Below are 12,059 nucleotides of genomic sequence, written 5' to 3'. Positions count from 1 at the left end.
GGTTTATTGATTGGCTGATGAGTTTGCCAAAAAACTTAGAACAAGAATTCTGGCGGGAAATCCGTCAATTGGAGGAGGAAACGAGGATGCCTTATATTACTAGCGTGGAAAGATTGGGAATTGAACAGGGAATGCAGCGAGAGGGAGCTAACTTGGTATTACGCTTACTAAACCGCCGTTTCGGTCAAGTTACAACCAGTGTCGAGAAACAGATACGTCAATTATCTGTTGAGCAATTGGAAGACTTGGGAGAAGCTCTGCTAGACTTTGAAAATGAGGCAGATTTGCTCCACTGGTTATCCCAAAACCATGACTGAAACCAACACTTCTTTTGATCGACTTTCTCTAATTCTTGAATAATTTGTTTAACTCTTTCTAATTCGTCGGCAGGGTTAGGCGTTTTTTTCGTTTTTATTGCCGAAGAATGAGCGATTTCACCGCGTTCTTCTCCAAAAGTATCCATATTTAGTAACCAAACTTTATCTAAGTCATCACTATCGATGCCGATTGGTAAGAGTAATTTTAATAGGTTAGTTTCCTTAATCCCATGATTTTGATCGATAACTGATTTAAAACATCTAATCGCTATGTCAATTTTTTTAGTTATTTTTAGTTTATCTTCAGGCAGATTTTTCTTACCTTTAAGAGGAGTAAGGGTGTCGGGAGGAGCTTCCATTTCTTGACCAGAAAAAGCGATTACACATAACAAAACTCGACCAGCTTTACCTTGATGATCCCAGATATTTTTTGCTGTCTGTACTGTATCCCAAACTCGATCTTCAAGATAAGATTCAATCTCAGCATGAGCAAAAACTCGATAGGCAAAAGTTAAAGCTAATTGTCTTTCAGAATATTCATTTATCTCGCTAAATTTACGAGGTAGGAATTGTTTTTTTAGTCGATTCAATTCTTTGGTTAGTTGTCTAAATCTCAGAGATTTCGGCATAGTAAAAAAACTAACTATCTTAACCCCTTAAAAATAATACGATTGTCTTCCATCTGAGGAATATTGAAGTTAATATCTAATACTTTTGATAAAGCTTGACCCCATAAATGAAAACGATTGTAAGTTGCTCTAATACTTTTAGTAGTTTTTTCTACTGAGTTCCTAAATTCATTGTCAGGGTTAGATAATAATTCTTTAAAAGCATTTTCTATCTGTTCTTTGTTTTTCTCGGCAGCTGCTCTAATTAGATCATCGCAAAAGTAAAAAACCATCACATCTAAAATTGCTCGATTCAACTGACTTCGATACTTTCCTTCTTTATATAACCAGAGACGAGAAAAGTTTTTCTCTCCAAAAATATTAATTGTTGTTTGGACAGCTTTTTCAAATTGATCAACAACATTGATAATTTCATCTGAGCGTTTTTCCCATTCTTGATTGAAATTTTGACAGGTTTTATCTAGAAGTATCTTAACATCACCGCGATAATCGGATAAATAATAATGAAAAGCTACATAACGCAATAGTATATCAGTGTCGCGCATCCGGAAATCGGGATAGGAAGATTTAAATATTTTCTTTAATGCTTGACTTTCGATCGCTCGATCATCTAAAAAATTAATAAAACCTCCTGGGTGTAATGCTTGTCTTAATTCTTGAGAAGACAAAGGGGTATTTTCCACATTGAGACGCAGAAAAATTTTATGGAGGAAACTCTCCGTTTTCCAATTACGGATAACAATCGTGCGGATAGTTTGATTATCCAGTTGGTCTAAGAAATCATTTAAATTGAAGTCATTTTCTAGATCCTGATATTGGCAGCCATTGAGATTATCTAAAAATTCTAAATCTTTTAAAGTAAAACTATTATTAGGTGTGTCACTGTCACCATAAAACTGTAAAATTGTTAGTAGGCGTTGTTTGCCATCAAGAACGATAAATTTCCCTTTTTCCTTATTATTAGTAGCTAAGACAATCAGTGGGACTGGAAACCCTAGAATTAGGGATTCAATAAATCGACTTTTACGAGTAATATTCCAAGCATCTCGTCTTTGAAAGCGCGGATTGAGTTGAATATTTTCTCGAATTAATTGATCGCGGATCGTTGCGGTAGTCCAATCACTTCCAGCAACAACAGTCTCGGAGATTTCTTTGAGTTGTAGCTTTTTTTGGTTTGCTGATTCTCCTGCAATATCTTCTTCTTCTTCCGCAAAATCCACCGCTTCTATTTCTTCTAAAATCTCTAACTGTGTCATGGTAGTAATTAATCTCCTCAATTGTCTATTCTGCAAAAATCCCGCCCCAATATTTGGACGGGACTAACAATCAATCAATAATTCAATACTACTCCCATTCTATAGTTCCGGGGGGCTTAGAAGTAATATCATAAACCACGCGGTTAACTCCCTTAACTTCATTGACAATGCGATTAGAAATTGTCTCCAATAAATCATAGGGAACCCGGGACCAATCGGCAGTCATTCCGTCTTCACTGCTGACTAAACGTAGGACAATGGGATAAGCGTAGGTGCGTTGATCTCCCATCACTCCCACACTGCGGACAGGCAATAAAACCGCGAAAGCTTGCCAGAAATCGTGATACATTCCCTGCTTATTAATCTCGTCGCGCACCACCCAATCTGCATCGCGCAAAATATTTAATTTATCTGCGGTGACTTCCCCTAAAATGCGAATTGCTAAACCGGGGCCGGGGAAAGGTTGACGACGAACAATTTCTTCCGGAAGACCAATTGATCGGCCTAATTTTCTCACCTCATCCTTAAATAATTTTCGCAGGGGTTCGACTAATTTAAACCGGAGATTTTTCGGCAGTCCACCAACGTTATGATGACTTTTAATTTTAACCGCGACTCTTTCCCCGGTTTTGGGATCCACATTACTATCGGCCGATTCAATCACATCGGGATATAAAGTTCCTTGGGCCAGATAATCAAAGGGTCCCAAACGATTCGATTCTTCTTCAAACACCTGAATAAATTCATGGCCGATACGACGGCGCTTTTCCTCGGGATCCGTGACGCCGGCCACTTGCGCTAAAAATCGCTCTCTAGCGTTGACATACTCGACTCTAATATGGAATTGCTCGTTAAATATCTGCATTAATCGTTCTGGTTCACCCTTACGCATGAATCCCTGATCGATAAACATACAGGTTAGTTGATCACCGATCGCTCGATGCAAGAGGAATGCTAAGGTAGAGGAGTCCACACCGCCGGATAAAGCCAATAAAACTCGCTTATCGCCCACTTTTGCCCTAATTTCTCGGATCGATTCCTCGACAAAAGCTTCCGTGGTCCAAGTGGGTTCGCATTTGCAGATATGATAGACGAAATTGCGAATTAAGGCGATTCCTCCCACAGAATGGACAACTTCCGGGTGAAACTGCACTCCAAAGAGTTTTTTCTTGTGATCGGCAATGGCCGCACAATCGGTATTATCGGTATGAGCGAGAATTTCAAAACCCGCGGGCAATTCCACGCAGGAATCCCCGTGACTCATCCAAGCGGTGGAACCGTCCTCGACATTGGTTAATAAATCGGTAGGATCGTTGATAAATAGGGATGCTTTGCCGTATTCGGCCCGTTTTGCCCGTTCTACCCTGCCCCCTAACTGCTGTACCATCAATTGCATCCCGTAGCAAACTCCGAGGACGGGTACACCTAAATTCCAAATTTCGGGATCACAGTGGGGCGCTCCAGGATCATAGACGGAATTGGGACCGCCCGAAAGAATTATTCCTTTCGGGTTGATTTGGGCCAATTGTTCGGCGCTGGTACGATAGGAGAGAACTTCGGAGTAAACGTTCGTTTCCCGGATTCTGCGGGCGATTAATTCAGAATACTGGGAGCCAAAGTCAAGAATGATGATTATTTGACGATTAAGGCTATTAGTGAAGGACTCTGAGGGCAAAGTCTCTTGGGGGGTGGGAAGGGGGGTTTGAGTTGTCACTGCGATCAAAAAAAGAAACTGGCAGGAAAAGGTTAAAGATTTGTGAACTAAATCGGCTATTGTTCTGAAAATAAGCTACAATAGTGTGGCCTTATTAGTTTCATTTTTTAAGACTAAATATTCCCACGATCATAGCACGGTCACTAGGGGGTAACTTGTAGATTCTGCAAAAATTTAAGGCCATTTTCGCTTTTGCTGATCAAAGAACGAGAGCGATCGAATAAAATACAACCGACCCCAAGATGACCGTTACTGTGGTTATAAACGTATTCTTGGCAACGGCGATCAATCGTATTAGCCATTTCTCCATAGATGCGTTCCACCCAATTATCTCCCGTTTGCCGGTCTAATTGACGCAGATATTCCAGACCGTTTTCGCTGGTGTTACTGTCAAAAATTTGCTGGAGATGGGGGGTAGCTAAACCCATTTTAGCGGCGTAGGCGGTAAGAATTTCCCGACGACCATCGGCGAGATGATGGTGAGTCTGAAAGATTCCCCCGGCAAGTTTAATTAATTTACCGTGATAACCAAACAAAAGAATTTCAGAGATTCCCTGTAATTGTGCCTCTAATAACATCGGCCCGATCCAATTGGCTGTTTTTACCAAAATATCAGGATTAATACCCATTTGAGGGGCTAAATCTAAGCCATTTTCCCCGATACAAAACACCAAGCGATCGAAACGACGGGATAAAATTTTTAATTGCTCGCGAAAGATTTCCAACTGTCCGGGGGCGCTCAGGGGTTGGGAAATGCCGGTGGTACCCAACAAAGATAATCCCTCTACCACCCCAAAAGCGGCGTTAGAAGTCCTTGTGGCCAGTTTTTTGCCTTCTGGAAGGATAATCGTCACTTTAAGGCTTTCTTGGGGCAGTAACAGGGGTCTGAGGTTTTCTTGCAGGAGACGCTGGGCATAACTATAGATAGCTGATTTTCCGCTATTATCAACCTGTAGGCCGATTCCTTCGCCGCCTTGAATCTCTATCTCTTGATTACCCGTCTTTCTTTCTACTAACGCCCATATAGGGGTATTTCTAGTTAAATCTAAATTATCCCCCGGATCGCTGCGGGTGATGGCTAGGGCAGCATCGGGGTTAAGTCGGGCAACTTGTTCGATGGCAATTGTAACGGCTTCTGGCGGTTCTAAAAGATTAAAAGTAACGGAATTTAGCTCATTTTCGCCGTGGAGATGCTGGAGAGATGCGATCGCACTGGCACAGGCAAAAACCGGTAAAGTGTAACCTGAACGGGGTAGAGAGATAGACATGAATAGGGTCCATAACCAATCAAATTAGCGTGATCTGATTTTGACTCTCCCCCGCTAACCGCTCGCGCGGTGTAGCGGGGGATTCTCGGTTCTTAGGCTTTTAACTAGATCGACCGAGTTTAACCCGGTCGATCCCCGTCAAATCGCCTCCGCGAGCGTTTTCTAACACGGTCAGTCCGACCGCGTTTTTTCCTCGGTTCTCGATTACCTTCGCTGATGCCGTATCTCTTGGTTCAATGTTACCGCAAGAATCACACCGGTGAACTCTTTCCGATAAGGCTTTTTTACCAGTGAACGCGCCACAATTAGGACAATCCTGGGAAGTTCCGTTTTTATCGACCTTAAGATAATATTTCCCCCGTTTCCAAACAACAAACGGTAATATCTCATTAATAAAACTACCGATGCCCGAATCTAGAGATTGTTTTCTAACGATCCCTCTAGACCACGAAACGAAGTTAATATCCTCAACAAAGATATTATCAGCAAAATCACAAAGGTAATGAGCTAGTTTAAAGTGCCAATCTCTACGGGTATTAGACACTTTTTCATGTAATCTCGCTATCTTCTCCTGAAGTTTTAACCAATTGCTAGAGCCTTTAGTTTTCCGTTTCAAGCGTCTTTGTAGCAATTTAAGCTTACTCTGTACTTTCAACAAAAATCGAGGGGCTTTGATTAAATCTCCCCGTGAAGTAGCAACAAAACTCTCAATCCCCGCGTCAATTCCTAAACAGGTTTTCCCCACTGTCATATCGGGAACTAATTCCGTAGATTGGAAGGAAACCGAAACGTAAAATCCCGACGCTTTTTGGATAATTCGAGCTTGTTTAGGCTCGAACCAGGGCGGGTACTTTCTGGATTTCCTAATCCGAATTTTTCCCAATTGTGGAAAATTTAAGTATTCGTCACCTAAGAAGTTTATTGTAGGGGGTCTAAGTGGGTTTTAGCCTAACTGCCCAATCAAACAACAATCTTAAGCTTTATCTCCTCAGTCCTCAACAGTGGTACAATTGCCGTCATAGCTAGGGGTGTCTGAGGCAATCAGGCTGAGAAAGACCCTTAGAACCTGAGACTGGGTAATTCCAGCGTAGGGAAGCTGTTTACAGAGGAAATAAAATTATGAGACAAGAATGGGTTGCCCCCCGGCGCGGACAAGCAAATGTATCGCAAATGCACTACGCCCGTCAGGGGATAATTACCGAAGAGATGGCTTATGTGGCAAAACGGGAAAATCTCTCTCCCGAATTGATTCGCAGTGAAATCGCCCGAGGAAGACTGATTATTCCCGCTAATATCAATCACCTCAACCTCGAACCTATGGCGATCGGTATTGCTTCTAAGTGTAAAGTTAATGCTAATATCGGGGCTTCCCCTAACTCCTCGAATATTAACGAAGAACTGGAAAAATTACACCTAGCGGTCAAATACGGCGCAGATACGGTGATGGATCTCTCCACCGGTGGCGGTAATTTGGACGAAATTCGCACTGCGATTATCAATGCTTCTCCTGTCCCCATCGGTACTGTACCCATCTATCAAGCGGTGGAAAGCGTTCACGGCAATATTGAAAAACTCACCCCCGAAGATTTCCTCCATATTATCGAAAAACACGCCGGGCAAGGGGTAGATTACATGACTATTCATGCGGGAATCCTCATCGAACACCTGCCTTTAGTCAAAACCCGTCTGACCGGGATTGTCTCCCGGGGTGGTGGTATTATTGCTAAGTGGATGCTACACCACCACAAGCAAAATCCTCTCTACACCCATTTCGATGAAATTATCGAGATTTTCAAGCGTTATGACGTTTCTTTTAGTCTCGGTGACTCCCTGCGTCCTGGTTGTACCCACGATGCTTCCGATGCGGCCCAATTAGCGGAATTGAAAACCCTCGGCCAACTGACGCGCCGCGCTTGGGAACACGATGTACAGGTGATGGTGGAAGGGCCTGGCCATGTTCCCATGGATCAAATTGAATTTAATGTGAAAAAACAAATGGAGGAGTGTAGCGAAGCACCTTTCTATGTTCTTGGTCCCCTTGTCACCGATATTGCTCCAGGGTACGATCATATCACTTCGGCGATCGGGGCGGCTCTGGCGGGTTGGTACGGGACGGCGATGTTATGTTATGTCACCCCGAAAGAACATCTCGGTTTACCCAACGCTGAAGATGTGCGAAATGGCTTAATTGCCTACAAAATAGCGGCTCATGCGGCAGATATCGCCCGTCATCGCCCTGGAGCGCGCGATCGTGACGATGAACTCTCCATTGCTCGTTATAATTTCGATTGGAATCGTCAATTTCAGTTATCCTTGGATCCCGATCGCGCTAAGGAATACCACGATGAGACTTTACCCGCAGATATCTATAAGACGGCGGAGTTTTGTTCGATGTGTGGACCGAAATTCTGTCCCATGCAAACTAAAGTCGATGCCGATGCAATTACGGAATTAGAGAAGTTTCTCGCTAGTCAGAATCAAGACAATTTAACCCCGGTTTAAAGGGGAGTTATGGGAAGGGCTGCTTGATTTCAGCCCTATTCCTAGCATAGAAGTCAAAATTCTGGGAATAGCCGCCGATTTTTTGACTAATTGACCCGTTTTTCTAGATATTGACCGATCATCAATTCTTGACCGGCGCGAGAGATAATAGTTTGTCGGGTGCGATATTGTTGACCGATGAGTTTAATTTCTTCTTCAAAGACAGAACCGGCGTATTCTGTTCTCAGACAGAGAGTAGAGGGGTTAGGAAAGGTATAAATAGCGCTAACGGGTTTATCCGTCGCAAATCCCCGATCGCGATAGAGAATATTATCTAAAATACCGAATATAGTCGAACCGTTGGAGGGTTTTTTACTCTGGGGACGCAGATAATTACTTTGCCAAGTGACTTCCGTACCACCCAATAAGGCTGTATCTTCCAGATTATGTAAACGGGCAAGTTGAATTAATGGTTCGCTGCCTTGGGGTAAATATTTGATCTCGATGGCGCTGATAACTTCTTGGGGTTCCGTTTCTTGGGTGAGGGTGTAATAACGTCTCTGGGATTGCCAGCGTCCTTCTGTCTGCTTAAAAAAGGCTAAAGCCGAGGTTTCCAGCGATAATTGGGCGGTTTGAATTAATGTCATAGAAATAAAACCTTTCCTGTTTTTTGGGAGAGCAGATTTGTTATCCTTTGTCAAGAGATTGCCAGAGAATTGTTACACATCTTAATACAATTATAACCCTGCATGGAAATTAAGTGGTAGGGGTGTTGAGGGAGATAATTGGGAAAAAGTCGCACAGATACAGCATTTACAGGGAAAAAACGGGATAAAATTGCTAAAACCTGCGAGCTTATCCTAGTTACTTCCATTTACCCCTATCTATCGATTAATTCTGTCAAATTGGCTACAGAGAGGCCGAGGTTCTTCCCCCAACCCCTTTTTTACCTTTTAAGTACCTAAGCAAAATTAATTACACATCTAAGCCGTCAGCTTTTTGCTGTGATCAGTAAACAGTGAACTGAAAACTCAAATCCGATCCCTGATAGCTGTCTCCTGTCTCCTGACTCGGAGACTCCTGACTCCTGACCCCACCAACAAACTTTTTGCCGCAAACCCTACTTACTTTTCACCCGATCTGCCCGGTCTTGGTATTGTTAAAAATATAGAACCTCCGAACAAGGTCTCAACTCTGTGCAGTTAAAACAAGTAATCATCGCCCATAAGGCCAACCATCCCCAAAGTAAAGCATGGGCGGAAAAATGCGCTAAACAGTTAGAAGCCCGTCAGTGTAAAGTTTTAATGGGACCCAGTGGCTTTAAAGATAATCCCTATCCGGTATTTTTAGCCTCAGCATCGGGAAAAATCGACCTCGCCATCGTTTTGGGGGGAGATGGAACCATTTTAGCCGCTGCTCGCTATTTAGCTCAGGAAGACATTCCGATTTTAGCGGTGAATGTCGGCGGCCATCTGGGGTTTTTAACGGAACCTTTGGAGATTTTCCAAGATACGGAGACGGTCTGGGAGCGTTTACAATCCGATCACTATGCGGTACAACAACGGATGATGTTAAAGGCCAGAATCTATGAAGGGGATAAAAGAAATCCGCAGCCAGTGAGCGAGGCATTTTATGCCCTGAATGAGATGTGTGTGAAACCCGCTAGTATCGATAGGATGCCCACCTCGATCCTGGAAATCGAAGTGGACGGGGAAGTAGTAGATCAGTACCAAGGAGATGGTTTATTAGTGGCTACTCCCACGGGGTCCACCTGTTACACCGCTTCCGCTAATGGCCCGATTATACACCCCGGCATGGAAGCGATCGCTGTCACCCCGATTTGTCCCTTGAGTCTCTCCAGTCGGCCGATTGTCATTCCCCCGGCATCTCTGGTCAGTATTTGGCCCCTGGGAGACTACGAATTAAACACTAAACTCTGGATGGATGGCGCTTTAGCCACTTCCATTTGGCCCGGGCAATGGGTGGGAGTTACCAAAGCTGAAAAATTCGCCCAATTTATTATCCTGCGGGAAAGCTATTCTTTTTATCAGACTCTACAGGAAAAATTACAATGGGCCGGGGCGAGAATTCATTATGATGGCAATCGTCATAATTAGGAATGGCTCAAGAGCTTCTGGGAGTGGTGTCTGGGGGATGATTGAGTATATCTTCTAAAATTGGTCATTACCTCCGATTTTATCAGTCAATCCCAGCTTTTGCGGGTAGAACCCCCCAAACCCAGAAGCGCATTTACTGATTGTCGGTATTTCTGCAAGAGAGGGTCAAAAGTTGTCAAAATATTTGACAAAGTTGCCCCTTTGTGGTAAGAAATTGGGTTATTCTTGTCCCGTAAATTTTAAATTTCATCCCATCCAGTTAAGCCAGAAGACATAACATAACTGGTCACGGTTGCTTCAAAAAAGTTCGCTTTGGTGTGGCCTTCTTTTTTGGTATCGGAGAAGCGTTCCAGATGGTTATAGGGACTTTTGTTATACTTTTCTTCCCTGTATAAAGGCTCAAGTCCGATCGCTTTCAGTCGAATATTAGCGAGGTATTTGGTGTACTGTTCGGTACTGTATTCGGTAATACCTAAAATGTCGTTGCCAACAATGTGATTTGTCCAGCGACATTCGTGTTTAACGGCCGTATCGAACATCTCATAAATCTGTTCAACGGAATGGGAAAAAGTTGCCATGGCTTCGGGAATAAGTTTCTGATACAAACGGACGTGACTTAATTCGTCCCGGTTGATCATTTTGAAAACGTCAGCACTACCGGACATTAGCTGTCGAGAAGCGAGATTATAGAAAAAGATAAAGCCGTTGTAAAAATACAAACTCTCCAGCAAATAATCGGCAAGAAGGGCGATAAAATAGCTTTCAGTAGTTTGTTTATCGATGTATTGCTGGTAGAGACTAGCGATAAATTGACAGCGATCCTTGAGAACTTTATCGGTACGCCAAAAGTCATAAACTTCGCCTCTGCGATCCGAGGGAATAATGGTTTCAATTAAGTATTGATAACTTTGATTGTGCATGGCTTCTTGGGAAATTTGTTCCGCCATACAAAGACTAATTTCTGGCGCAGTGACGCTACCTTTTAGGTGGGGAATATTACAGGTTTGTACGGAATCAAGAAAAGTTAGATAGGATAAAATACCATCATAAGCATATCTTTCTTCGTCGGTAAGATGCCCGTATTCAGTTACGTCTTGAGTGATATCTAAGCGTTGCGGAATCCAGAAATTTTCGCGCATTTGTTGATATAAACCCACCGCCCAGGTGTAGCGGACATCGTTTAACTGCATCAGGTTGGTGGTGTTACCAAACCAGATCGAACGGTTTTCGATCGCATCATCTCCCGCTGGATTGAAGATCGGGGAAATGGGCATCGAATGGCAAGAATTAACTAAATGTAAGGACATGATTACTTGGATATTATGGCACTTTTAGGTTATAAGAGATTTTCGGTAAAAAGTCAAATGTTTTGATTTTGATTAGGAATAAATTCAAAATCTAGGGCTTCTGCCAAAGTCAATGGGCAATCCTTCGGGAATTTCTCTAGGTTTATCCCTGTTTCAATAGCGGCTTTTTGTCTGGCTTTATTATAGCATTTTTTTAAATTGTCTTCTGTTAAAAAACTCTTAAGACTAGGGCTATTTTCTAAATCTTCTTCGATTCTCTCGCGATGCTCAAAAAGGATTAATGCCCAGCTTCTGGTTTGTTTTTCTGGCTCTTGTAAGTATTTTAGTAAATGCCATAAAATCACAATCAGATTGCTTTTTAATGCTTTCTGTTGACTGATAGACATAGATTTTATTTCGTCAATTAAATTCTCTAAATCTAAATCAGAAAATTGATGATTTTCTAGTAAAGATATGGTTTTCTCTAGCCAGAGATAGTAATCCTGTTCGTATAAGTTCTTTTCCATAATTATCCCCATTATTTTGATATTTCAGGAAACCAATCCTCATTTAAAGCCTGTTCTATAGTGCAAATTGGAGCTAAACTGACCAAGTTTTCAGCCATTCCAGATAATTCGATCAAAGAAATACGAGCTTCTTGAAAAGAGTTGTTAAAAATTTCAATTAGATAAGGCTGTAGACTAGGACTATCGGCAATAATTCTTTTTATGGCACGACGGAAATTCCTAATTTCATTTTTCCATCCTCTTTGATTATATTCTAATTCCGATTCCCAGTAAGCTAGTTTCAGCAAATGTTCTAATAACCGAGTTAAATAACTTTCTAAACTTCGTTTCTCACTTTTACCCATGCTACTAATTTCGTCAATTAAATTCTCTAAATCTAAATCAGAAAACCGATGATTTTCTAGTAAAGATATGGTTTTTTCTAACCAGAGATAGTAGTCTTTTTCGTATAAGTTCTTTTCCAT

The 12,059-nt window shown here is 42.2% G+C and carries 10 protein-coding genes, 2 pseudogenes and 1 riboswitch; of the genes and pseudogenes, 3 read left to right on the top strand and 9 right to left on the bottom strand.

Annotation, left to right across the window (positions count from 1 at the left end):
• Positions 1-317, top strand: a 317-nt coding sequence (locus tag O9295_RS14660) for a DUF4351 domain-containing protein (RefSeq protein ID WP_288033511.1), incomplete at its 5' end; no start/stop codon positions are given.
• Positions 318-331: 14 nt separating this feature from the next.
• Here the strand turns inward: O9295_RS14660 and O9295_RS14655 are convergent.
• From O9295_RS14655 to O9295_RS14635, 5 genes and pseudogenes are all read right to left on the bottom strand, one after another.
• Positions 332-946, bottom strand: a pseudogene (locus O9295_RS14655) (HEPN domain-containing protein); the annotation flags it as partial.
• A gap of 14 nt (positions 947-960) precedes the next feature.
• Positions 961-2,202, bottom strand: a complete 1,242-nt coding sequence (locus O9295_RS14650) for a DUF262 domain-containing protein (RefSeq protein ID WP_288033508.1) — start codon at positions 2,200-2,202, stop codon at positions 961-963.
• Positions 2,203-2,290: 88 nt separating this feature from the next.
• The gene (guaA, locus tag O9295_RS14645; protein ID WP_012265044.1) at positions 2,291-3,916 is read right to left on the bottom strand and encodes a glutamine-hydrolyzing GMP synthase; all 1,626 of its coding nucleotides are present in this window, start codon (positions 3,914-3,916) and stop codon (positions 2,291-2,293) included.
• Positions 3,917-4,059: 143 nt separating this feature from the next.
• A complete protein-coding gene (gene cbiD / locus O9295_RS14640; RefSeq protein ID WP_288033507.1) occupies positions 4,060-5,184 on the bottom strand; it encodes a cobalt-precorrin-5B (C(1))-methyltransferase CbiD in 1,125 nt (374 codons plus the stop codon).
• 100 nt (positions 5,185-5,284) lie between these two features.
• A pseudogene (locus tag O9295_RS14635) lies at positions 5,285-6,112 on the bottom strand (RNA-guided endonuclease InsQ/TnpB family protein); the annotation flags it as partial.
• Positions 6,113-6,198: 86 nt separating this feature from the next.
• A riboswitch (TPP riboswitch) is annotated at positions 6,199-6,295 on the top strand.
• A gap of 8 nt (positions 6,296-6,303) precedes the next feature.
• On the opposite strand from O9295_RS14635, the gene thiC reads away from it, so the two are divergent.
• Positions 6,304-7,686, top strand: a complete 1,383-nt coding sequence (gene thiC / locus O9295_RS14630; protein ID WP_004162805.1) for a phosphomethylpyrimidine synthase — start codon at positions 6,304-6,306, stop codon at positions 7,684-7,686.
• 86 nt (positions 7,687-7,772) lie between these two features.
• Here the strand turns inward: thiC and O9295_RS14625 are convergent, their stop codons facing one another.
• Positions 7,773-8,312: a phycobiliprotein lyase gene (locus tag O9295_RS14625; RefSeq protein WP_002757172.1), complete on the bottom strand. Its 540-nt coding sequence runs from the start codon at positions 8,310-8,312 to the stop codon at positions 7,773-7,775.
• A 549-nt stretch (positions 8,313-8,861) separates the two neighbouring features.
• On the opposite strand from O9295_RS14625, the gene O9295_RS14620 reads away from it, so the two are divergent.
• Positions 8,862-9,782 (top strand): NAD(+) kinase, encoded by a 921-nt coding sequence (locus O9295_RS14620; protein WP_147069393.1) that lies wholly within the window; start codon positions 8,862-8,864, stop codon positions 9,780-9,782.
• Between the two features lie 239 nt (positions 9,783-10,021).
• Here O9295_RS14620 and O9295_RS14615 read toward each other — a convergent pair whose 3' ends face one another.
• Genes O9295_RS14615 through O9295_RS14605 form a run of 3 tightly spaced genes read right to left on the bottom strand, consistent with a single transcriptional unit; the run spans position 10,022 to position 12,059 of the window.
• On the bottom strand, positions 10,022-11,089 hold the full coding sequence (locus O9295_RS14615; protein ID WP_287170706.1) for a ribonucleotide-diphosphate reductase subunit beta: 1,068 nt from the start codon (positions 11,087-11,089) through the stop codon (positions 10,022-10,024).
• Positions 11,090-11,142: 53 nt separating this feature from the next.
• Positions 11,143-11,595, bottom strand: coding sequence for a DUF29 domain-containing protein (locus tag O9295_RS14610; protein ID WP_288033504.1), 453 nt, complete (start codon positions 11,593-11,595; stop codon positions 11,143-11,145).
• Between the two features lie 11 nt (positions 11,596-11,606).
• Positions 11,607-12,059 carry a DUF29 domain-containing protein gene (locus O9295_RS14605; RefSeq protein WP_147069395.1) on the bottom strand — a complete coding sequence of 151 codons (453 nt, stop codon included), beginning with the start codon at positions 12,057-12,059 and terminating at the stop codon, positions 11,607-11,609.

Source organism: Microcystis sp. LE18-22.4A (assembly GCF_027531105.1).
Taxonomy (GTDB): domain Bacteria; phylum Cyanobacteriota; class Cyanobacteriia; order Cyanobacteriales; family Microcystaceae; genus Microcystis; species Microcystis aeruginosa.
Note: the sequence above shows the minus strand (reverse complement) of the source record. Positions and strands in the feature narration are given on the sequence as shown.